The following is a 21,335-nucleotide window of genomic DNA, read 5'->3' as shown; positions in this document are numbered from 1 at the left end:
CATGCGCTACCCCCTGCCCTATGGCTTTGCCCGCAGCAGCCAGCTGCTGATCGAGGATGACGGCCAGGAGCCCGTGCTCTGGCATGGTCCGCAACCCGACTGGTCGGCCATCTCCGAAGTGCAGCGCAAGCATGCGGTGCAACGCTGGCAGTTGCTGGACAGCGGCGCGCTGGCTCATCGCATCAGCGCGGCCTATGCGCAAAGCGACTCCAGCGCGGCCATGGTGGTCAGCGAGGTCGAGTCCGATGCCGATCTGACGCGCATGATGCAGGACCTGCCAGCCGTGGAGGACTTGCTGGAAACTGCCGACGACGCCCCCATCATCCGCATGCTCAACGCCCTGCTCACGCAGGCGGCACGCGACGGCGCGTCGGACATCCATATCGAGCCTTACGAACGCCATTCCAGCGTGCGCTTTCGCGTGGACGGCGATCTGCGCGAGGTGGTTCAGCCCAATCGCGCCCTGCACGCCGCCCTGATCAGCCGCCTGAAGATCATGGCCGATCTGGACATTGCCGAGAAACGTCTGCCCCAGGACGGGCGCATCAGCCTGCGCCTGGGCACGCGAGCCATTGACGTGCGCGTCTCCACCCTGCCCAGCGCCCACGGCGAGCGCGCCGTGCTGCGCCTGCTGGACAAGAGCGAGAGCAAGCTCAGCCTGGAAGCCGTGGGCATGGGCGGCGAGACGCTCAGGCGCTTTACCCATCTCACGGCGCAGCCGCACGGCATCGTGCTGGTCACCGGCCCCACGGGCTCGGGCAAGACCACCACGCTCTACGCCGCGCTGCAGCGCATGGATGCCAGCCACAGCAACATCATGACGGTGGAAGACCCCATCGAATATGAGCTGGCCGGCGTGGGCCAGACCCAGGTCAACGCCAAGATCGAGCTTACCTTTGCCAAGGCCTTGCGCGCCCTGCTGCGCCAGGACCCGGACGTGATCATGATCGGCGAAATCCGCGACTTCGAAACCGCGCAGATCGCCATCCAGGCTTCGCTCACCGGCCACCTGGTACTGGCCACGCTGCACACCAACGACGCACCCAGCGCCGTCACCCGCCTGATCGACATGGGGGTCGAGCCCTTTTTGCTGTCCTCATCGCTGCTGGGAGTGCTGGCACAGCGCCTGGTACGCAAGGTCGACCTGAGCGAGCCCAGCGGCTACCGTGGCCGCACCGGCATCTTCGAGCTGCTGGCCGTGGACGATGCGATTCGCGCCCAGATCCATCGCGGTGCCAGCGAGGCCGAGATCCGCGAGACTGCCATGGCTGCAGGCATGCAGCTCATGCGCGAGGATGGCGAACGCCTGGTTCGCGAAGGCATCACCACGCAAGCCGAGGTGATGCGCGTCACGCGCGACTGAGGGCCCGAGACTCACTCGCGCCAGCGCAGCATGGCAGGCCCCGTGAGCAGCACGCGCACGAAATCGGCCTGCCGCCCCACACCGACCTTGAGCGCCGCCGATTTGAATTGCGAACGCGCGGTATGGATGGACAGGCCCTGTCTCTCGGCGAACTCCTGCAGGGTCCAGCCATTGATCAGCGCCTGGGCCAGTTGAGCCTCTGCAAGCGTGAGCCGATAGAGATTGCACAGCAAATCCTGCAGCGAAGGAATGCGCAGCGCCGGATCGCTGATCAGCAGCATGGCGGCACTGCGCTCGCCATAGGGGCTGCTATGTATGGGCAAGGGCGACACCATGACCTGCAACTGCTGTCCGGCCAGCCCTGTGAAGCGGCTGGCCCGCCCGTGGTGCAGCGCCTTGCCCAGCCCCGTGGCAACACAGTCCCGCATGGCTTTCTGCAGCCAGCGCTGGTCTGCGGCATTGGTGGCCTGCAGGCTCTCGTCGGCCGCGCGGTACATCAGCTGGCTTTGCTCCATCAAGCGCAAGGCCCGGCTGCTGGCATGCATCACGGCCGCACGTTCGTCCAGAAGAACCACGCCTACCGGCAGATCCTCCAGTACGGCCAGCGATGCATTCAGCAATGCCTGGGTACGGTACAGGCGTCGGTGAATTGCAAATGCGCTCTGCAGGTGCGGCATGAGCTGCTGCACAAGGCCCAGCTCTTCGGCGCTGTAGGCACCCACGGCATGCGGCCTGACAACGGTGATGTTGAACGATCGGTCATGCTGATTGTCGACCACGGCCGCGCAGGAGTAGAACAGGTCCTGAGGTCGCAGCCAGTCGCCATACCACTCGGTACCCGGCAGGTTCCGGTCGGGAAACAGTGTGGAGGAATTCACCACCGTGCCCGGTCTATGCAGACTCTGGTCCTGCAGCCAGACATTGCACTGACAGTAGTGCGTGGCAAAGCTTTCCAGTTCGGCGGCGGCAAAGCCCTGACTGGCGCCGAAAGTGCCAAAGCCCCCGTCCAGATCCACCGTCCGCTGCGCAAAGTCGTTGGCCCAGATCACGCTGGCCGGTGAACGCAGGGCCGCGCCGAACAAGGCCAGAAAGCCCTGCCAGCGCGCCGGCTCCAGTGCCGACTCGTAGATGGCCGCAATCAATGCGGGCAACCGTTCCTGCAACATCAAAGGCAGATGCGCTACCGCCATAGAGCCTCCTTCCAAGGCTCGCCACAGCAAGCGCCTCATGGAGCTTCGCTGGGGATTCATTTCATTTACTCACACTTTGAAATAGCTGCAAACCCTTCACCCAATTTGGTGATGTTTCCGCGACAACAAGTGCTTACAAACAACGGCAGCCACTCTATCAACCAAAGGCTGCCATGTCACAAGCACTCACCACAACTCCATTCATCCGCCGCTCGGTGTCCCTGGGCACCCTGGTCCTGATTGCCTCCATTGCCGGCTGCGGCGGTGGCAGCGACAGCGCTTCTCCTGCTCCGTCGCCCGCCCCGGCTCCGGCCACAAAATCGATCTCCACCACCGTGATCGACGGCGCCTTGCAAAACGTCAGGGTCTGCATGGACAGAAACGACAACGGCAGCTGCGACGCAGGGGAGCCCAGTGCCGTCACCAATGCCGCCGGTCAGGCCAGCCTGGAAGTGCCAGAGGCCGATGTGGGCAAATTCCCGATTCTGGCCCTGGTCACCAAGGACTCTGTCGATGCCGACACCGGCGCCGTTCCCGTGGCTTTCATATTGCGAGCACCCGCCGATCAGCCTGGTGTCGTCAGCCCGCTGAGCACCCTGGTCCAGGCGCACAGCCAGGCCACGGGCAGCAGCACCGCCGATGCGGCAGCAGCCATCCAGAGCCAGCTGGGCCTGGGCACTTCGGTGCTGGCGGATTTCACCCAGGACGGCAGCAACGCCGGCAAGCTGGCCGCCACCATGGCGCGCCTGATCGTGGTGACCACCCAGACCCAGCTCACCAACACGGCAGGCGCCACAGGCGTCGACGGCGCGCCGCTGACTTCGGTACAGCTCAACGCCGCCGTCAACAGCGTGCTGCTGCAGCAGCTGCAAACCCTGGCCACGGCCGTGCTGGACAATCCCGCCCTTAGCGACACCAGCAGCTCCATGAAGGACAAGCAATCCGCCATGGAAACCGCCGCCCAGCAGGTGGCCAGCGCTTCGGGCGTCACGGCCGGCAATGTGGGCCTGATCGCAGCCATGCAGTCGCAAACCAGCATCCCCGAGGCCGGCGGCCCCACGGCGAGCACGCAGCTGCGCTGGCTCAGCTTTACCGACACCAGCAACTACTACATCCGGGCCTTCGAAGCCACGGCCGAGCAGAACACTCCCGATGCGAACGGCAAACGCTATTTCACGGAGTTCCGCGAGCGCGTGGTCAGCGGCCAGGAGCAACCCTGGACAAGGCCGCAGATCTATTGGACCGGCAGCGAATGGTTTGCCTGCCCCACCGATTTCGTGCAGCAGGTCACCAGCCTCGCGAGCGGAGAGAGCGAATCCCTGTACTGCAAGAGCCTGGTCAGCAGAGCCAAGCAGAGCGTGCGCAATATCGCCGGCCTGAAGATGCGCGACATCGTCACCGAGATCCGCTCCGCACCGTGGCAGGACTCTGCCGACGGCAGCTTTGCCAACTGGGGCCCGAGGCCCGATCAGCTTCCGGCCGAAACGACCTTCCCCAGCGGCTCCACGCTCAGCTATCGCACCGTCACCGACCTGGGCGGCAGCGACTACTACCTGAGCAACAACGCCAACCGCGCCACCATTGCCCGTGCCGACGCACCGAACAACCCTGACACCAGCACCTGGCGCAGCGCCACGCTTGCGGAATTCATCGCGTGGAATGCCGGCGACTTTGCGCCCAATGTCTCGGCCGCCGATGTGCATGGCAACAACTCGCGCGTGCTGGTCAGCCGCCGCGACTATCTCAAGCCCGATGGCAGCGCCGCCTACAAGCGCTATATGGTGGGTTTCGAGAACGGCGGCGAACAGCGCGCACGCTTTTATGAATGCGAGGGCGATATGAGCACCTTGCCCAACAACCGGACCCTGTTCATCAACGGCGTGTCCACCTGCAAGACGATCCTGGTCAGCAACTACAGCATCGCCACCCAGGCAGATGCCAAGGTGCTGCGCTTCGCACAGGAGCCCACCCAGCTCAATGTCAGCAACTTCCAGAACTATCGCCTGTTCGTCGAGCGGGGCGGCATCACCTATGTCGGCTATCGGGACAAGCAGATGGTCAGCAATCAGCAGCGGCTCAATGGCACTGCAGCCGATGCGCTGCTTGCCGCCCTCGGCCTGAACTGACTCCCCGCCCTAGCGCAGCACAGCCCACCTCTCGGTGGGCTTTTTCATGCATGGCCTCAGCCAGCAGCGGTCATTGAGCTTTGCCAGAATCGTTGCCATGCTTGAAAACCTTCGCACTTCCGTCCAGCCCTATGGCGGCGATCTGTTTCTGCTGCTGATCGCCCTGGCTGTCATCAGCCTCGCCGTGCTGTTCAACATCAAGGGCCGTCTTCCCGTGGACCAGTTGCGCCGCGTAATCCGCATGGCGGCGCTGGTGGCCTTGCTGGGCTCGGTATTTGCCATGCAGGCCGGCAGCAGCTATTACGCCATGGCAGCCTTGCTGCTGGCCTGGGGTGTGCTGGTCGCCATTGTTTTTGGACGTGAAATCGGCCGAAAACGCTGACCCAGAAAACGCTGCAAGCTATCAAAACCATAGAGATCAATCGCCATGAAATCCCTGAACAACGTCAAGCTGTCCATGCTGGACCTGGTCGCCGTGCGCGAAGGCGGAACGGTGGCCGATGCTCTGCAGATTGCCGTGCGCACCGCGCAGCAGGCTGAAAAGCTGGGCTTCACCCGCTACTGGCTGGCCGAGCACCACAATATGCCTGGCATTGCGAGTTCGGCCACGGCCGTGCTGATCGGCCACATCGCAGGCGCCACGCAGAAGATTCGTGTGGGCTCGGGCGGCATCATGCTGCCCAACCATGCACCGCTGGTGGTGGCCGAGGCCTTCGGCACGCTGGCCGAGCTCTACCCGGGCCGTATCGACCTGGGCCTGGGCCGCGCGCCGGGCACCGACGCAGCGACCATGCGCGCCCTGCGCCGCGACCGCGTGGAGACCGAGGAAGACTTTCCGCGCGACGTGCAGGAGCTGCAGCGTCTGCTCGGCGATCACCAGGATGGAGCACGCATCATCGCCATGCCGGGCGCGGGCACCCACGTGCCCATCTGGCTGCTGGGCTCCAGCCTGTTCTCGGCCCAGCTGGCTGCACACATGGGCCTGCCCTACGCCTTTGCCTCGCACTTTGCGCCACGCATGCTGCACCAGGCCCTGGCCCTGTATCGCCAGATGTTCAAGCCCAGTGCCACGCTGGCCAAGCCTTACGCGATTGTCGGCGTGCCCGTGATTGCAGCTCCCAGCGATGAAGAGGCGCGGTTTCTGGCCAGCAGCACCTATCAGCGCGTGCTCGGCATTCTGACCGGCAACCGTACCCGCCTCATGCCCCCGATACCGGACTTCTGGGAGCAGTTGGATGGGCGCGCTCAGGCGGCGATTGCCGATTTCCTGGCCGTGGGCGTCATCGGCGGCCCCGATACCGTGCGCCAGGGCCTGCAAAAGCTGGCCGACGAGACCCAGGCCGATGAATTCATGATCGTCAGCGATGTCTATGACGCCGAGCTGCGCCTGCGCAGCCTGAAGATCACGGCTGGCGCAATGAACACTGCCTCCTGAGCGGACCTGGCAGCTCCCCCCTCTCACGCTGCACGGAAAGGGGGAGCTCAGGGGTAACGACAAACCGGCTGCCCTGGCATGAGAGCATGCCAAACTCCTGCGTCGTTCACCTCCGAGATTTCGCCCATGAGCCGTTCCGCCCGTCTGCTGCAATTGCTGGATACGCTGCGCCGCGCCCGTCAGCCGCAGACCGGGCCCGAGCTGGCCCAGGCGCTGGGCATCAGCCTGCGCACGCTGTACCGCGACATCGCCACCTTGCGCACTCAGGGCGCCGACATCCTGGGCGACCCCGGCATAGGCTTCGAGATGCGGCCCGGCTTTCTGCTGCCGCCGCTGATGTTCAACGCCGACGAGCTGGAGGCCCTGCTGCTGGGCGCTCGCTGGGCCAGCCTGCAGGCCGATCCGCAACTGGCCCAGGCTGCCACCGCCGCCATGGACCGCATACGCACAGCACTGCCGCTGGAGCTGCGCATCGCCGTCGATACCAGCGGCCTGCTGGTTCCCAATATGCAGACAGATCCGCCGGCCGAGCCCTGGCAGGCCGCGCTGCGCCGCGCCATCCGCGCCGAACACAAGGTCGTGCTGCATTACCGGGACCAGCATGGCGTGCCGAGCCAGCGCCGGGTCTGGCCGTTTGCCATGGCCTACTTCGAGCGCAGCCGCGTGGTCTCGGCATGGTGCGAGTTGCGCCAGGCCTTTCGTCACTTTCGCGCCGACCGCGTGGACGCGCTGGAGGATCTCGGAGAACGCTATCCGCAGCGACGTCAGGCACTGATACAGCGCTGGCTGGACGAAACCGGCTACACGCTGGATTGAGCGGCGCTGCTGACAGAAACTGTCAGCCCCCGCTCCTACATTGGCTGCATGGCGTTTTTGCCATGTCACAACAGCCCGCCAAGGAGAGCCGCAATGTCCACACCTCAGCAACCCAAGCTGCGCTTTTTCAGCAACCCCAGATCACGCGCCCGCATGGTGCGCTGGATGCTGGAGGAATGCGGCGCCGACTATGAAACCATTGAGCTGGAATTCGGACCCGAGATGAAGTCGCCCGAGTACCTGTCCATCAACCCCATGGGCAAGGTCCCGGCGCTGCAACATGGCGATGCCGTGGTCACCGAGACCGGAGCCATCCTCGCCTATCTGGCCGAGCTTTTTCCCGAGAAACGACTGGCCCCGGCAATGGGCAGCCCGGAACGGGCCAGCTACTTTCGCTGGCTGTTCTTTGTCGCCGGGCCGGTGGAGGCCGTCACAACCGCCCGCAACGAAGGCTGGCTGCAATCGCAAACTCATCAGCAGGCCATAAGCGCGGGCTTTGGCCGCTTTGACGATGTGCTGAACACCTTGCTGCATGCGGTGGCCGGCAAACGCTATGTCTGCGGCGACCACTTCACGGCCGCCGATCTGTATCTGGCCAGCTATATCGGCTGGAGCATGATGGACGGCAGCTTGCCCAGGCGGCCCGAATTCGAGGCCTATGCCACGCCGCTGCTGCAGCGTGCAGCCTCGGTGCGCGCCGACGAGATCGACGGCGATATGCAAGCCGCCGCCATGGCGCCAGTCGTTTAAGGTTTTTGCCCGCAGCGCTTGCCAGTCAAGCGCAGGGCCATCAAAACCTATAGCAAACCGCTGCAGACCACTCAGCGCGCCAAGTAACCGCCGTCGACCGGGTAATAAGCGCCCGTCACAAACGACGCGCGGTCACTGGCCAGCCAGGCCACCAGCTCGGCGATCTCCTCGGGCTGGCCCAGCCGTCCCATGGGGTGGGCCGCCACCAGCGCCGCATGCGTGGCCGGGTCCTGCTCCAGACCGCTGATCATGGGGGTCTGGACAAAGCCCGGCCCCACGGCATTGACGCGCACGCCTCTGGCCGAATATTCGAGCGCCGCCGCCTTGGTCAGGCCCAGCACGCCATGCTTGGCGGCCGTATAGGCCGCAGAGTTGGCAAAGCCCACGGCGCCGAGGATGGATGCCATATTGATGATGGAGCCGCCACCGCCTTGCAGCATGGCGGCAATCTGGTATTTGCAGGCATAGAAGACACCCGAGAGATTGACGCGCAGCACCTGCTCCCAGGCATCGAGTGGATAGTCGGCGGTTGGCGCGCTGGCTCCGCCGATGCCGGCGTTGTTGCAGGCCGCGTCCAGCCTGCCGAAGTGGCGCATGGTCAGGGCCACCAGCGCTTCATGATCCGCTGGGCTGCCGACGTCGGCGCGCAGATACAGTGCCTCGGCACCCAGCTCGCGCACCAGAGCCGCGCTCTCCTGGCCCTGCTCCTCGTTGAGGTCGGCCAGCACCACCCGCGCGCCTTCCCTGGCCCATGTCAGCGCCACACAACGGCCTATGCCGGATGCAGCCCCCGTCACCAATGCAACCTTGTCCTTGAGCATCGAAACCTCGCATTCTTGAATCGGCAGACCATTGTGCCGACCTCAGCCGCGGCAGTCCTGACCTGCGTCAAGCCGGGTTCGCTCTCTCAAACGCCGAAGTGCTGACATCATTAGTCGCTACCATCTGCACTAACCCCTCACCCGTCAGATCGATTCGCGCATGCCCGCCTTTACCTTTGAAGCCCTGGATGCCCAGGGCCAGACCCGCAAGGGCACCCTGGAAGCCGACAACGCCCGTGCCGCGCGCAGCCAGCTGCGCAGCCAGGCCCTGGTGCCGCTGCAGGTCGAGCCCGTCGCCGCAGGCAAGGGCCAGGGCCGCACCGGCGCATCCGGATGGTTCACGCGCCCGGTCTTCAACTCCACCAGCCTCGCGGTATGGACCCGCCAGCTCTCGGGCCTGGTCAGCTCCGGCCTGCCCATAGAACGCGCACTGGCTGCGCTGTCCGAGGAAGCCGAGGACGAACGCCAGCATCAGCTGGTCGCAGCGCTGAGGGCCGAGGTCAATGCCGGCTCCAGCTTTGCCAGGGCGCTGGAACAGCATCCACGCGAGTTTTCCGATATCTTTTGCGCCGTGATCGGCGCCGGCGAATCCAGCGGCAGCCTGGGTCCGGTGCTGGAAAACCTGGCCGACGACCTGGAGGCGCGCCAGGCCTTGCAGTCCAAGCTCATCGGCGCCTCGCTGTATCCGGCCATCGTGACGCTGGTGGCCATCGTCATCGTGATCTTTCTGGTCAGCTATGTGGTGCCGCAGGTGGCCGGCGTGTTTGCCGGCACCAAGCGTGCGCTACCGTTTCTCACCGTGGTCATGCTCGGCATCAGCGACTTTGTGCGCCACTACGGCTGGTTCATGCTGGCCGTGTTGCTGCTGGCTGCCGTGGGCTTTCGGCTGGCGCTCAGGAACGAGGCGTTTCGCGAGCGCTTCGATGCCCAGTGGCTGCGTCTGCCGCTCATAGGCCGGCTCTCACGCAGCTATAACGCGGCGCGCTTTGCCGGCACTCTGGCCATGCTGGCCGGAGCGGGCGTGCCCATTCTCAAGGCCTTGCAGGCCGCGGCCGAGACGCTCAACAACCGCGCCCTGCGCGCCGATGCCATGGATGCGCTGGTGCTGGTGCGCGAAGGCGCGCCGCTGGCCTCGGCCCTGGCTCAGAAGAAGCGCTTTCCGGGCCTGGTCGCCATGTTCGCCCGGCTGGGCGAGCAGACGGGCCAGCTGCCGCTGATGCTGCAGCGTGCCGCCACCCAGCTGTCCACCGAGGTCCAGCGCCGTGCCATGCACCTGGCCACGATCCTCGAGCCGCTGCTCATCGTCATCATGGGACTGGTGGTCATGCTCATCGTGCTGGCCGTGCTCATGCCCATCATCCAGCTCAACCAGTTCGTCAAATAGGCCGGCCGCGCCCGCAACGGTGCGGAAGCGCCCACTCCAGCTTGGCGCAATTCTTGCTTTCTTTTAGTGCATTGCGGGTTTTTTCCGCAATTTCGCACCAATAAATAGCAAATTTCAGCTGGAGCGTTTTCATGCAAGCACTAAAACAGGGCGCGGATGCCCTGTTCATTCTGATGGGCGCCGTCATGGTCCTGGCCATGCACGCCGGTTTTGCCTTCCTGGAACTGGGCACCGTGCGCCGCAAGAACCAGGTCAATGCCCTGGTCAAGATCCTGGTCGACTTCTCGGTCTCCACCGTGGTCTATTTCGCGCTCGGCTATGGCGTGGCCTACGGCACGCACTTTTTCGTGGGTGCCGAGCAGCTGACGGCACTCAACGGCTACGGCCTGGTCAAGTTCTTCTTTCTGCTGACCTTCGCGGCCGCCATTCCCGCCATCATCTCGGGCGGCATTGCCGAACGCGCCAAGTTCTGGCCCCAGCTGATCGCCACGGCCATGATCGTGGGCCTGATCTACCCCTTCTTCGAGGGCATTGCCTGGAACCAGCATTTCGGCGTGCAGGCCTGGATCAAGGCGCTGACCGGCGCCGAGTTCCACGACTTTGCCGGCAGCGTGGTGGTCCACGCCGTGGGCGGCTGGATCGCTCTTGGCGCCGTGCTGCTGCTGGGTCCGCGCAGCAATCGCTACCGCCAGGGCGGAGCGATCGCCGCCACGCCCCCCTCCAGCATTCCCTTCCTGGCGCTGGGAGCCTGGATTCTGATCGTGGGCTGGTTCGGCTTCAATGTGATGAGTGCCCAGAGCCTGGACAAGATCTCCGGTCTGGTCGCCGTGAATTCGCTGATGGCCATGGTGGGCGGCACGCTGGCTGCCCTGGCCGTGGGCAAAAACGACCCGGGCTTTGTGCACAACGGCCCGCTGGCCGGTCTGGTTGCCGTCTGCGCGGGCTCGGATCTGATGCACCCTCTGGGGGCACTGGTCGTGGGGGCTGCCGCCGGCGCCATCTTTGTCTTCATGTTCACGCTGACGCAGAACAAATGGAAGATCGACGATGTGCTGGGCGTGTGGCCGCTGCACGGTCTGTGCGGCGCCTGGGGCGGCATTGCAGCCGGCATCTTCGGCACGCAGGCACTGGGCGGGCTTGGCGGCGTACATCCGCTGGCCCAGCTCATAGGCACGCTGATGGGCGTGGCCTGGGCAGCGCTCGGCGGCCTGCTGGTCTACGGTCTGCTCAAGAAAACCATGGGGCTGCGCCTGAGCCAGGAACAGGAATTCGACGGCGCCGATCTGTCCATACACCATATCAGTGCCACGCCAGAGCGCGAAGCCAACTGGTGAGGGCGCGGCGGCCTGCGTATCATCGGAGCTTGTCTGCACATCCGCTCAAAGCCGTACCGCCATGGCCATGACCCTGAACGACAAGCTCGTCGTCGCCATCTCCTCGCGAGCCCTGTTCGATTTCGAGGAGGAAAACCGCCTCTTCGAGGACAGCGACCCGGCGACCTATCTGCGCTTGCAGCGCGAGCGGCTGAACGTGCCTGCCGCGCCCGGCGTGGCCTTCTCGCTGGTCAAGAAGCTGCTGGCCTTCAACACCGAGGCACAGCAGCATGTGGAAGTGGTGCTGCTCTCGCGCAACGACCCCGTCAGCGGCATGCGCGTCTTCCGCTCGGCCCAGGCCCACGGCCTGCACTCCATACAGCGCGGCGTATTCACCCAGGGGCGCGACCCCTTCGGCTATCTGCGCCCGCTGGGAGCCCAGCTGTTTCTCTCGGCGAATGCCGATGACGTGACCCAGGCACTGCAGCTGGGCTACCCGGCCGCCCATGTGTTCACCGACTCCATGCGCGCCAGCAGCAGCCATCCGCGCGAAGTGCGCATCGCTTTCGACGGCGATGCCGTGCTGTTTTCCGACGAGGCCGAGCGCATCTTCCAGGCCCAGGGCCTGGAGGCTTTCCAGCAGCATGAGCTGGAGAAAGCCGCCCAGCCGCTGCCTGAAGGCCCTTTCAAGCCCCTGCTGGCCGCCCTGCACCGGCTGCAGCAGGCCGATGTAGCCGGCATGCGCGTGCGCACGGCCCTGGTCACGGCGCGCAGCGCCCCGGCCCATGAACGCGCGCTCAATACGCTGATGGACTGGAAGATCGATGTCGATGAAGCCATGTTCCTCGGCGGACTGGCCAAGGGCGGGTTTCTGCGCGAGTTCGAGCCCGATTTCTTCTTCGACGACCAGACCGGCCATGTACGCAATGCGGCCGGACATGTTCCCTCGGGCCATGTGCGCAGCGGCATTGCCCATGACAAGGCGGCGCTGCCTACGTAAAGCTTGGCAAAGTCCGGCAAGCGAATGCAAAACTTTGAAAGTGCGGCGGGACAGTGCTTGAGAATGCCGTCATGGCCCTCATCTGTACCGCTATGTCAAAAGCCAAGAACCACCCCATCGTCGCGCGCAGCAGCTCGGTCATGAAGACCGCCATGGGCGTGCTGCTGACCAGCGCCGTGCTGCTGCTGCCCACGGTGCGCGCCGAGGAAACTGCCGGCGACAAGATGGCGGAAAGACAGGGAACCCAGCTCTCCAAGGGCGAGATCAAGGCCCAGCAGCAGTTCAAGATGCTGGACTTCAACCAGGATGGCAAGCTCAGCCGCAAGGAAGTGGCCATCATCCCCAAGCTGGCCGCCGCCTTTGACGAAACCGACACCAACAAAGACGGCTTCGTCACCTATGAGGAAGTGCGCGCCTTTGCCGTCAAATACCGTGCAGCGCGTGAAAAGGCCAAGGCCGCGGAAGCCGTGGCAGCTGCATCAGCCAAGGACGATGCTCACAAATCAGAAGCTGACAGCGCTGATCCTGAAAGCAAATAAGATATAAAAATAGCTGAAGCGCTTGAATATCAAGCGCAATCAGCTCTCAAAATAAAAGCAATCGCTTACTTGGCGTTGCCGCTGCGCTTTATCCGGGGCTCGGAATAAGTCAGCGGCTCATTGCGCGCCGTCTGCTTGCTCTGCAGCAGATCTTCCGACTTGCTGGTTTCCTGCGCCTGCTCCACCGCCTGGGCGCTGGCGCGCCACATGGACTGGATGAACTCGATCAGCTGCTTGGAGATCGGCTCCTTGGGTGGCTCCTCGACCTCCTCCTTTTGCTTGACCTCCTCGGCCAGCGTCCAGTCTCGGTTCTCGGTATCGGGAGCCGAGGGCTTCTCGGGCTCGCGCACCGTGCGGCCCTCGCCGATCTTGTCCACCGACTCCGTCGCATTCACCGCATTCACGGGGCGCACCGGCGCGGCGCCAGAGGCGCCTGTGGAATACAAATCCGCACCCTGGGTACGCCAGGGCGTCTGTGTCCGGTCTAGAGGTGGAATTTGCATGGCTTGGCCCTCGGCAGTAAAAAGGTGCAGGCGGAAAATCAGCTATCTCGCCCTGTTATCGGCCACGCTTGAGAAAACTGTAGGATTATTTTCAATCCTATTTTGATAGCTATCAGTCTATATATATCAAGCACCACTGCGCAATTTGATACAAAAAAGGGCCTCGCGATTATGCGAAGCCCTTGAAATAGTCGCGCTGCGCAGCTTACAGAAAGCGCTCCAGCAGCTTGCGCGAATGCCGGTCCAGCTTGCTGCTGTCGGGAATCCGATATTGCACGCCATCCTGGCCCGTGATTTGCAGTCGGGTGCGCCCTGACAGCTTGCGGATGTCTTCCTCGGCCTTGAGCACCATCTGCGTCAGACCGCGATCCGTCTGCAGCTCCCAGGTGCTGGGGGTGGAGAAACTCGAGACCTTGAGAATGCGCTCTATGGTCGGCACGAACTCCCGCACTGCCAGGTCCTGCTCGATCAGCTGACGATGCTCGGGCTGCAGGTCTGCCATGCGGGCCACCCACAGCGCTTCCTTGCCATCGGAGGCGATCAGCGACAGCCCTTCGGCAGGCGCGGCAATCGGAAATGCGCGCACGGGAACGACGGCTTCGTAGACCAGGCCGTTGCCCAGGGTCAGCACCAGACGGCCATGGGCGTTGCGCTCCAGCTGCATGCCGCTCAAATTGGATTGGGGAGCTTCGATCATTGTGTTTCCTTGGTCTGCAGCTTGAGGCCGGCCGCTTGCGCATCCTCTTCGGCACGACGTGCCTGCGCGTCGTACAGGCGGAAGTAATGGCCCTTGAGATCCATCAGCTCGTCGTGCGGGCCGACTTCGACGATCTCACCACGATCCATGACCACCAGACGGTCGGCCTTGCGCAAGGTGGACAGGCGGTGGGCAATGGCGATCGTGGTGCGCCCCTGCACCAGATTGTCCAGCGCCTTCTGGATCTCCTTTTCGGTCTCGGTATCCACGGCCGAGGTGGCTTCGTCGAGGATCAGGATGCGCGGATCGATCAGCAGCGCACGCGCGATGGAGATACGCTGGCGCTCGCCACCCGACAGGCCCTGGCCGCGCTCGCCGACCAGGGAGTCATAGCCGTGGGGCAGGCGCAGGATGAACTCGTGGGCATGGGCGGCACGCGCCGCGGCCACGATTTCCTCGCGCGTGGCATCGGGCTTGCCGTAGGCGATGTTCTCGGCGATCGTGCCGAAGAACAGGAAGGGCTCCTGCAGCACCAGGCCGATATTGCTGCGGTAGTCGGACACGGACATGCGGCGCACGTCCACGCCGTCGAGCTGGATGGAGCCCTCGGAGACGTCGTAGAAACGGCAGATCAGGTTGACCAGGGTGCTCTTGCCCGAGCCGCTGTGGCCGACCAGTCCGATCATCTCGCCGGGCTTGATCTCCAGGTTCAGATGCTTGATGACGGCACGGCTGCCGTAGCGAAAGCCCACATCCTCCATGGTGATGGCACCCTTGGCCTTGCCGGGCAGCTTCACGGGGTTGCTGGGCTCGGGCACATTGCTGACATGGTCGAGGATGTCGAAGATGCGCTTGGCACCGGCTGCAGCCTTCTGCGTGACCGAGACAATGCGGCTCATCGAATCCAGGCGGGTATAGAAACGGCCGATATAGGCGATGAAGGCGGTCAGCACACCGACCGTGATGGAGCCGCCGGCCACCAGATAGATGCCGAAGCCCCAGACCACCAGAATGCCGACCTCGGTCAGCAGCGTCACCGTGGGGGTGAACAGCGACCAGGTCTTGTTGACCTTGTCGTTGGCCTGCAGATTGATCAGATTGGCGTCGGCAAAGCGGTCGGCTTCACGCTTTTCCTGGGCAAAGGCCTTGACCACGCGGATACCGGGAATGGTGTCGGCCAGCACATTGGTCACCTCGGACCAGACGCGGTCTATCTTCTCGAAGCCCGTGCGCAGACGATCGCGCACTGTATGGATCATCCAGGCGATGAAGGGCAGCGGCACCAGCGTGACCAGCGCCAGCCAGGGGTTGATGGAGAACAGGATGGCCGATGTCATCACGATCATCAGCACATCGGTTGCAAAATCAAGTGCGTTGAGCGACAGAAACAGATTGATGCGATCGGTTTCGGCACCGATACGCGCCATCAGATCCCCCGTGCGCTTGCTGCCGTAGTAATCCACAGACAGGTTCAGCAAGTGGTTGTAGGTGGTGGTGCGCAGATTGGAGCCTATGCGCTCGGACACCTTGGCCAGCACGAAAGTACGTGCCCAGCCCAATGCCCAGGCCAGCAGCGCCGACAGCAGCAGCATGCCCAGATAGAAGAAAACCAGATCCCGGTCGATTTTTTCACCGTTCTGGAACGGAATCAGTATCTTGTCCATCAGCGGGATGGTCAGATAAGGCGCCACCAACTGGGCCGCCGTGGTGGCCAGGGTCAGCAAGAAGCCCAGCAGCAGCTGGCCCTGATAGGGTTTGGCAAAACGCCACAGGCGCAGCAGCACCCAGGTGGAGGTCTGGGGCGCCTGCTGGCGTGCGCAGGCCGGGCATTCCTCGGTATCGGGCGGCAGCACCGAGTGGCAGACCGGGCAATGCGGGACATCCTCATCGCTGACCGCGCTATAGGCCTCCTGACGGGCGATGCGCTCGCGCTGGCGGTCGAACTGCTGCATCAGCTGCAGCATGGAGGTCTGATGCTTCAGCGTGATCAGCCACTGTGCAAGACGCGCGCTCCTGTCATGCAGTTCCAGGTTGCCCACACCGCCATGATCCTGCAGGCGCAGGCTTTGATCTACCGCCAGGGCCCATTCACGCCACTGCTGTGTCTTGGGATCGCAGGCCAGCAGACGCTCCTGGGTCAGGGCCAGCAGGCCGCTGCCGAACTGCAAATCCGCACTCAGGTCAACCGGGACGACGGCTAATACGTTTTCATGTTCAGCGAGTCTTGCTCGCAGCTCGCCCCCCAGGGGGCTGGCGAAGACTGCCGAGGCGTCCACAGTATGGTGATGTTGCATGTTGAGTTATTTTTCTCCGCCGATGGCGGCTCCAAGAGTCATGCGGGCAACCGCATCGGCATGGTGAATATGGCTGCGCCTGACGTCCGATATATCCTGGTTAACGCGCGAACCTGCATTTAGGCTGACAAGCTTCACAATGCAGATTCTGGGCGCACAATGCCAACCTATCAGGGGCAGGAGTTTAAGAAAACCTGCTCTCCTCATTCCTATCCGCTGATCAACATGGCGAAATTCAACGACATCCAACTCTTGCGCACAACTTTCCTGCGTGGCCCCAGTGTCTGGACCTACCGCCCGGTACTGGAGGTCTGGCTGGATCTGGGAGAGCTGGAAGACTATCCGTCCAACAAGATTCCCGGCCTCAATGAGCGCCTGACCAGCTGGCTGCCCGACCTGATCGAGCACACCTGTGGCGTCGGCGAGCGCGGTGGCTTCATCCAGCGCCTGGAAGGCGGCACCTGGATGGGTCATGTGATGGAGCATGTAATCATCGAGCTGCTGAACCTGGCCGGCATGCCCGCCGAGTTCGGTCAGACCCGCGAAATTTCCAGGCGCGGCGTGTACCGCATGGTGTTCCGCTGCCCCGAAGAGGCCGTGGCCCGCGTAGCACTGGAATATGGGCACAAGCTGCTGATGGCGGCCATCAATGACGAGCCGTTCGACCTCAAGCCCGCCGTGCATGCCATCAAGACGGCCATCAACGACCGCTACCTGGGCCCCTCGACAGGCTGCATCGTCGATGCCGCCAGCGAGCGCCGCATCCCCCATATCCGCCTCAACGACGGCAACCTGGTGCAGCTGGGTTATGGCGCGGCACAGCGCCGCATCTGGACCGCAGAGTCCGACCAGACCAGCGCCATCGCCGAAGGCATTGCCCAGGACAAGGACTTCACCAAGCGCCTGCTGGCCGCCTGCGGCGTGCCCGTGCCCGAAGGCCAGATCGTGGCATCGCCCGAAGAGGCCTGGGAAGTGGCCCAGGACATCGGCTTTCCCGTGACCGTCAAGCCTTCGGACGGCAACCATGCCCGTGGCGTGACCCTGGAGCTGTCCAAGGAAGCGGACATCAAGGCCGCGTTTGCACTGGCCCAGCCCGAAGGCTCGGACGTGATCGTCGAAAAATTCATCGACGGCGTGGAGCACCGCCTGCTGGTCGTGGGCGGCAAGGTGGTGGCAGCGACCAAGGGCGAGACGGTTTCCGTCTACGGCAATGGCAATGCCACGCTGCGCGAGCTGGTGGAAGTGCTGAACCAGGACCCGCGCCGCGGCCCCGAGCAGGAATACCCGCTGGACTGGATCAATCTGGAAGCCGGCGCCGTCAAGCTGGAACTCAATCGCCAGCATGTGACGCCCGACAGCGTGATCCCCCAGGGTCAGGGCGTGCTGTTGCAGCGCAACGGCAATATGGCCATCGACTGCCTGGACGATGTACACCCCGACGTGGCTTACTACGCCGTGCTGGCCGCCAAGATCGTTGGCCTGGACATTGCCGGCATGGACATGATCCTCAAGGATGTCTCCAAGCCCATGCAGGGCCAGGGAGCGATTCTGGAAGTCAACGCCGGCCCCGGCCTGTTGATGCACCTCAAGCCCACCAGCGGCGCACCGCGTCCTGTGGGCATGGCGATTGCCGACCATCTCTTCCCCCGCGAAGACGGTGCCGGCGCTGGTCGCATTCCCGTGGTCGGCATTGTGGGCACACGCAACAACGCCTTCATTTCGCGCCTGGTCGGCTGGCTGCTGCAGCTGTCGGGCAAGCTGACCGGCGTGGCCAGCAGCGAAGGCATGTTCCTCGCCAATCGCCATACGCAAAAGACCAATACCGCCAACTGGGCCGGAGCCCATCGTCTGCTGACCAACCGTCTGGCCGAAGCCGCCGTCATCCAGACCACGGCCCGTTCCATTCTGGAAGAAGGCCTGGCCTATGACCGCTGCCTGGTCGGCGTGGTCACCGACATGGACGGCTACGAGCAACTGGCCGATCACGATGTGCTGGAGCCCGGCCAGATGCGCCGCGTGATGCGCACCCAGATCGACGTGGTGCTGGACGAAGGCGCGGGCGTGCTCAACGCCGACCTGCCCGAAGTGGCCGATCTGGCCGAGCTCTGCGACGGCGAAGTCATTCTGTACGCCACCGGTGCCGAGAATGAATTTGTCGCCTCCCACCGCGCCAACACCGAAGCCCGTCATGAAGGTGGCCGCGCCGTCTTCCTCAAGGGCAATAACGTGGTGCTGGCCACAGGCACGCAGGAGCGTGTGCTGGGCACGCTGGAAGCGCTGTCGCTGGCAGGCGGCAAACGCCCCGACACCAGCGCGCTGCTGGCTGCGATTGCCTCCGCCTGGGCGCTGGACATCACGCCCGAGCTGATCGGCGCCGGCATCAAGACCTTTGAATACCAGGCTTGATTGCTCCATAAAACGCTTCAACAGATATAGCTGCTGACGCTTTCCTCACAAGCGTCAGACCAAGAAAAAGCTTGAAATCCAGCTGAAAGAAACACTATGCAGATCACTCGCAACCGAGCCTTGCGCGGCCCCAACCTCTGGACCCGCAGCACAGCCATCGAAGCCATCGTGCACTGCGAAGACAGCGAGCTGCTGTACACCGCCATGCCCGGCTTTGAAGAAAAGCTGCGCGCGCGTTTCCCCACCATCGGTACGCTGCAGCCGCATGGCGCAGACCAGCGCCTGTCGCTGGCCCATGTGCTGGAAGTTGCTGCACTTTCGCTACAGGCCCAGGCGGGCTGCCCCGTCACCTTCAGCCGCACCCACGAGACCGTGGAGCAAGGCACCTTCCAGGTGGTGGTCGAGTACACCGAAGAATCCGTGGGCAAGCTGGCCATGGAGCGTGCCGAAGCCCTGATTCAGGCGACATTGAACGACACGCCCTTCGACGCCGACGCCACGATTGCCGAACTGCGCGAGCTGGACGAGGACGACCGTATCGGCCCCTCGACCGGCGCCATCGTCGATGCCGCCGTGGCACGCGGCATTCCCTTCCGTCGCCTGACCACCGGCTCGCTGGTGCAGCTGGGCTGGGGTTCGCGTGCGCGCCGCTTCCAGGCCGCCGAGATCGACTCCACCAGCGCCGTGGCCGAATCCATTGCGCAGGACAAGGATCTGACCAAGCGCCTGCTGCATGCAGCCGGCGTGCCCGTGCCCATGGGCCGTCCCGTCACCGACGTGGAAGACGCCTGGGCCGTGGCCCAGGAAGTGGGTCTGCCCGTGGTGGTCAAACCTCAGGACGGCAACCAGGGCAAGGGCGTGGTGGTGAACATCACCACCCGCGAAGGCCTTGAAGCCGCTTACAAGACCGCCAGCGAATTTGGCGATGAAATCCTCGTCGAGCGCTTTTTGCCCGGCCATGACTTCCGCATGCTGGTCGTCGGCGGCCAGCTGGTCGCTGCCGCCCGCCGCGAGCCGCCCCAGGTGCTGGGCGACGGCCAGCACACCATCCGCGAGCTGGTGAACATCGTCAACCAGGACCCGCGCCGCGGCTCGGGGCACGGCACGGCACTGACCAAGGTGCGGCTGGACGATATCGCCATCGCCCGCATCGCCAGTGAAGGCCTGACGCCTGACAGCGTTCCCGCCCAGGGCCAGCGCGTGGTGCTGCGCAACAACGCCAATCTGTCCACCGGCGGCAGCGCCACCGATGTGACCGATGATGTGCATCCCGAAATCGCCGCGCGCGCCATCGAGGCCGCACAGACCATAGGCCTGCATATCTGCGGCGTGGACGTGGTCTGCGAAACCATGCTCAAGCCTCTGGAAGAGCAAAGTGGCGGCATCGTGGAAGTCAATGCCGCTCCCGGCCTGCGCATGCACCTGGCGCCCTCCTTCGGCCGTCCCCGCAATGTGGGCGTGCCCATGGTGGACGAGCTGTTCGCGCCCGGCGACGACGGCCGCATCCCCCTGGTCGCCGTCACCGGCACCAACGGCAAGACCACGACCACGCGCGTGATCGCCCATCTGTTCACCTCGCATGGCTGGCGCACTGCCATGACCAACACCGATGGCGTGTACGTCAACGGTCGCCAGATCGACAGCGGCGACTGCTCGGGCCCCAAGAGTGCGCGCAACGCCCTGGCCCACCCCGAGACCGATGCGGCCGTGCTGGAATGCGCACGCGGCGGCATCTTGCGTGAAGGCCTGGGCTTTGACCGCTGCCAGGTCGCCGTGGTCACCAATGTGGGCGAAGGCGACCACCTGGGCCTGAACTTCATCACCACCAAGGAAGATGTCAGCGTTCTCAAGCGCGTCATCGTGCAGAACGTGGCTTCCACGGGCTATGCCGTGCTCAATGCTGCCGATCCACTGGTCGCGGCCATGGCCCATGTCTGCCCCGGCAAGGTCATCTTCTTTGCCGCCGACCGCCACCACCCCGTCATGGCCACGCACCGTGCCCAGGGCAGCCGCGTGGTCTATGTCGATGGCGACGCCATCGTGGCCGCAGAAGGTTCCTGGCGCGAGAGCATCGCGCTGCGCGACATTCCGCTGACCCGTAACGGCACCATCACCTTCCAGGTGGAAAACGTCATGGCATCCATCGGCGCCGCATGGGCCGCAGGCCTGCCCTGGCAGACCATTCGCCGTGGTCTGGCCGGCTTCCTCAACGACAGCGACAACGCCCCTGCCCGCTTCAATGTGATGGACTACAAGGGCGCCACCATCATTGCCGACTACGGCCACAACCCCGACGCCATCCGCGCGCTGTCGCAGGCCGTGGAAGCCATGCCCGCCAAACGCCGCAGCGTGGTGATCTCGGGCGCCGGCGATCGCCGCGACCAGGACATCACCGAACAGACCCAGATCCTGGGCAAGGTGTTCGATGATGTGGTGCTCTATCAGGACGCCTGCCAACGTGGCCGCGTGGATGGCGAAGTGCTGGCCCTGCTGAAAAAGGGCCTGGAAGGCGCGCCGCGCACCAGCTACAGCACCGAGATCCATGGCGAGTTCCTCGCCATCGACCATGCCCTAGCCCGCCTGCAACCCGGCGACCTGTGCCTGGTGCTGGTGGATCAGGTGGAAGAGGCTCTGGAGCATCTGCGCAAGCATGTGAATGGACAGTGACCCCCTGAGGGGGACGACGGCCTCGCCGCGA

General features: G+C 64.1%; 17 protein-coding genes. 12 read left to right on the top strand and 5 right to left on the bottom strand.

What is annotated here, in order from left to right; genetic code table 11:
- Nucleotide 1 precedes the first annotated feature (1 nt).
- Nucleotides 2-1,363 carry an ATPase, T2SS/T4P/T4SS family gene (locus AAIL67_RS03805; protein ID WP_034357344.1) on the top strand — a complete coding sequence of 454 codons (1,362 nt, stop codon included), beginning with the start codon at nucleotides 2-4 and terminating at the stop codon, nucleotides 1,361-1,363.
- 11 nt (nucleotides 1,364-1,374) lie between these two features.
- Here the strand turns inward: AAIL67_RS03805 and AAIL67_RS03800 are convergent, their stop codons facing one another.
- Entirely contained in the window at nucleotides 1,375-2,553 is a 1,179-nt protein-coding gene (locus tag AAIL67_RS03800; RefSeq protein WP_343483432.1) for a helix-turn-helix transcriptional regulator, read from the bottom strand.
- Between the two features lie 173 nt (nucleotides 2,554-2,726).
- Here AAIL67_RS03800 and AAIL67_RS03795 point away from each other — a divergent pair, with 173 nt between their 5' ends.
- The 5 genes from AAIL67_RS03795 (at nucleotide 2,727) to AAIL67_RS03775 (ending at nucleotide 7,680) form a co-directional block, all read left to right on the top strand.
- The gene (locus tag AAIL67_RS03795) at nucleotides 2,727-4,679 is read left to right on the top strand and encodes a hypothetical protein (protein WP_343483431.1); all 1,953 of its coding nucleotides are present in this window, start codon (nucleotides 2,727-2,729) and stop codon (nucleotides 4,677-4,679) included.
- A 97-nt stretch (nucleotides 4,680-4,776) separates the two neighbouring features.
- Nucleotides 4,777-5,061: a hypothetical protein gene (locus AAIL67_RS03790; protein WP_063662093.1), complete on the top strand. Its 285-nt coding sequence runs from the start codon at nucleotides 4,777-4,779 to the stop codon at nucleotides 5,059-5,061.
- Nucleotides 5,062-5,106: 45 nt separating this feature from the next.
- The gene (locus AAIL67_RS03785; protein ID WP_063661904.1) at nucleotides 5,107-6,114 is read left to right on the top strand and encodes an LLM class flavin-dependent oxidoreductase; all 1,008 of its coding nucleotides are present in this window, start codon (nucleotides 5,107-5,109) and stop codon (nucleotides 6,112-6,114) included.
- A 126-nt stretch (nucleotides 6,115-6,240) separates the two neighbouring features.
- Nucleotides 6,241-6,930 carry a YafY family protein gene (locus AAIL67_RS03780; protein ID WP_034381465.1) on the top strand — a complete coding sequence of 230 codons (690 nt, stop codon included), beginning with the start codon at nucleotides 6,241-6,243 and terminating at the stop codon, nucleotides 6,928-6,930.
- A 93-nt stretch (nucleotides 6,931-7,023) separates the two neighbouring features.
- Nucleotides 7,024-7,680: a glutathione S-transferase family protein gene (locus AAIL67_RS03775; protein WP_034409029.1), complete on the top strand. Its 657-nt coding sequence runs from the start codon at nucleotides 7,024-7,026 to the stop codon at nucleotides 7,678-7,680.
- A 71-nt stretch (nucleotides 7,681-7,751) separates the two neighbouring features.
- Here the strand turns inward: AAIL67_RS03775 and AAIL67_RS03770 are convergent, their stop codons facing one another.
- The gene (locus AAIL67_RS03770) at nucleotides 7,752-8,501 is read right to left on the bottom strand and encodes an SDR family oxidoreductase (RefSeq protein WP_063661906.1); all 750 of its coding nucleotides are present in this window, start codon (nucleotides 8,499-8,501) and stop codon (nucleotides 7,752-7,754) included.
- A gap of 160 nt (nucleotides 8,502-8,661) precedes the next feature.
- On the opposite strand from AAIL67_RS03770, the gene gspF reads away from it, so the two are divergent.
- From gspF to AAIL67_RS03750, 4 genes are all read left to right on the top strand, one after another.
- A complete protein-coding gene (gene gspF, locus AAIL67_RS03765) occupies nucleotides 8,662-9,885 on the top strand; it encodes a type II secretion system inner membrane protein GspF (protein ID WP_063661908.1) in 1,224 nt (407 codons plus the stop codon).
- Between the two features lie 131 nt (nucleotides 9,886-10,016).
- Nucleotides 10,017-11,219 (top strand): ammonium transporter, encoded by a 1,203-nt coding sequence (locus AAIL67_RS03760; protein ID WP_034381457.1) that lies wholly within the window; start codon nucleotides 10,017-10,019, stop codon nucleotides 11,217-11,219.
- 61 nt (nucleotides 11,220-11,280) lie between these two features.
- Entirely contained in the window at nucleotides 11,281-12,198 is a 918-nt protein-coding gene (locus AAIL67_RS03755) for a 5'-nucleotidase (protein ID WP_003061895.1), read from the top strand.
- 71 nt (nucleotides 12,199-12,269) lie between these two features.
- Nucleotides 12,270-12,737: an EF-hand domain-containing protein gene (locus tag AAIL67_RS03750; protein ID WP_034381455.1), complete on the top strand. Its 468-nt coding sequence runs from the start codon at nucleotides 12,270-12,272 to the stop codon at nucleotides 12,735-12,737.
- Nucleotides 12,738-12,802: 65 nt separating this feature from the next.
- On the opposite strand, the gene AAIL67_RS03745 is transcribed toward AAIL67_RS03750, so the two are convergent.
- The 3 genes from AAIL67_RS03745 to AAIL67_RS03735 all read right to left on the bottom strand — a co-directional run bounded on the left by AAIL67_RS03745 (nucleotide 12,803) and on the right by AAIL67_RS03735 (nucleotide 16,231).
- The gene (locus AAIL67_RS03745; protein WP_034357327.1) at nucleotides 12,803-13,240 is read right to left on the bottom strand and encodes a hypothetical protein; all 438 of its coding nucleotides are present in this window, start codon (nucleotides 13,238-13,240) and stop codon (nucleotides 12,803-12,805) included.
- 205 nt (nucleotides 13,241-13,445) lie between these two features.
- A complete protein-coding gene (locus tag AAIL67_RS03740) occupies nucleotides 13,446-13,937 on the bottom strand; it encodes a DUF1854 domain-containing protein (RefSeq protein WP_034381453.1) in 492 nt (163 codons plus the stop codon).
- Nucleotides 13,934-16,231, bottom strand: coding sequence for an ABC transporter ATP-binding protein (locus AAIL67_RS03735; RefSeq protein ID WP_034381451.1), 2,298 nt, complete (start codon nucleotides 16,229-16,231; stop codon nucleotides 13,934-13,936). The genes AAIL67_RS03740 and AAIL67_RS03735 overlap by 4 nt, the downstream gene beginning before the upstream one ends.
- Nucleotides 16,232-16,456: 225 nt before the next feature.
- On the opposite strand from AAIL67_RS03735, the gene cphA (AAIL67_RS03730) reads away from it, so the two are divergent.
- On the top strand, nucleotides 16,457-18,637 hold the full coding sequence (gene cphA / locus AAIL67_RS03730; protein ID WP_063662096.1) for a cyanophycin synthetase: 2,181 nt from the start codon (nucleotides 16,457-16,459) through the stop codon (nucleotides 18,635-18,637).
- 96 nt (nucleotides 18,638-18,733) lie between these two features.
- A complete protein-coding gene (gene cphA, locus AAIL67_RS03725; protein ID WP_012836988.1) occupies nucleotides 18,734-21,304 on the top strand; it encodes a cyanophycin synthetase in 2,571 nt (856 codons plus the stop codon).
- Nucleotides 21,305-21,335: the final 31 nt, after the last annotated feature.

It is taken from the genome of Comamonas sp. A7-5, from assembly GCF_039581385.1.
In the GTDB taxonomy this organism is placed as follows: Bacteria; Pseudomonadota; Gammaproteobacteria; order Burkholderiales; family Burkholderiaceae_C; genus Comamonas; species Comamonas thiooxydans.
The sequence above is the reverse complement of the archived record's forward strand: the minus strand, read 5'-3'. Positions and strand labels throughout refer to the sequence as shown.

Bases quoted from the DNA above. Each gene is read 5' to 3' on its own strand.
- AAIL67_RS03745 (WP_034357327.1), bottom strand. From the start codon at position 13,240: ATGCAAATTCCACCTCTAGACCGGACACAGACGCCCTGGCGTACCCAG.
- AAIL67_RS03770 (WP_063661906.1), bottom strand. From the start codon at position 8,501: ATGCTCAAGGACAAGGTTGCATTGGTGACGGGGGCTGCATCCGGCATA.
- AAIL67_RS03805 (WP_034357344.1), top strand. From the start codon at position 2: ATGCGCTACCCCCTGCCCTATGGCTTTGCCCGCAGCAGCCAGCTGCTG.
- AAIL67_RS03795 (WP_343483431.1), top strand. From the start codon at position 2,727: ATGTCACAAGCACTCACCACAACTCCATTCATCCGCCGCTCGGTGTCC.
- AAIL67_RS03760 (WP_034381457.1), top strand. From the start codon at position 10,017: ATGCAAGCACTAAAACAGGGCGCGGATGCCCTGTTCATTCTGATGGGC.
- cphA (WP_063662096.1), top strand. From the start codon at position 16,457: ATGGCGAAATTCAACGACATCCAACTCTTGCGCACAACTTTCCTGCGT.
- AAIL67_RS03785 (WP_063661904.1), top strand. From the start codon at position 5,107: ATGAAATCCCTGAACAACGTCAAGCTGTCCATGCTGGACCTGGTCGCC.
- AAIL67_RS03800 (WP_343483432.1), bottom strand. From the start codon at position 2,553: ATGGCGGTAGCGCATCTGCCTTTGATGTTGCAGGAACGGTTGCCCGCA.
- AAIL67_RS03735 (WP_034381451.1), bottom strand. From the start codon at position 16,231: ATGCAACATCACCATACTGTGGACGCCTCGGCAGTCTTCGCCAGCCCC.
- cphA (WP_012836988.1), top strand. From the start codon at position 18,734: ATGCAGATCACTCGCAACCGAGCCTTGCGCGGCCCCAACCTCTGGACC.
- AAIL67_RS03755 (WP_003061895.1), top strand. From the start codon at position 11,281: ATGGCCATGACCCTGAACGACAAGCTCGTCGTCGCCATCTCCTCGCGA.
- gspF (WP_063661908.1), top strand. From the start codon at position 8,662: ATGCCCGCCTTTACCTTTGAAGCCCTGGATGCCCAGGGCCAGACCCGC.
- AAIL67_RS03780 (WP_034381465.1), top strand. From the start codon at position 6,241: ATGAGCCGTTCCGCCCGTCTGCTGCAATTGCTGGATACGCTGCGCCGC.
- AAIL67_RS03775 (WP_034409029.1), top strand. From the start codon at position 7,024: ATGTCCACACCTCAGCAACCCAAGCTGCGCTTTTTCAGCAACCCCAGA.
- AAIL67_RS03790 (WP_063662093.1), top strand. From the start codon at position 4,777: ATGCTTGAAAACCTTCGCACTTCCGTCCAGCCCTATGGCGGCGATCTG.
- AAIL67_RS03740 (WP_034381453.1), bottom strand. From the start codon at position 13,937: ATGATCGAAGCTCCCCAATCCAATTTGAGCGGCATGCAGCTGGAGCGC.
- AAIL67_RS03750 (WP_034381455.1), top strand. From the start codon at position 12,270: ATGGCCCTCATCTGTACCGCTATGTCAAAAGCCAAGAACCACCCCATC.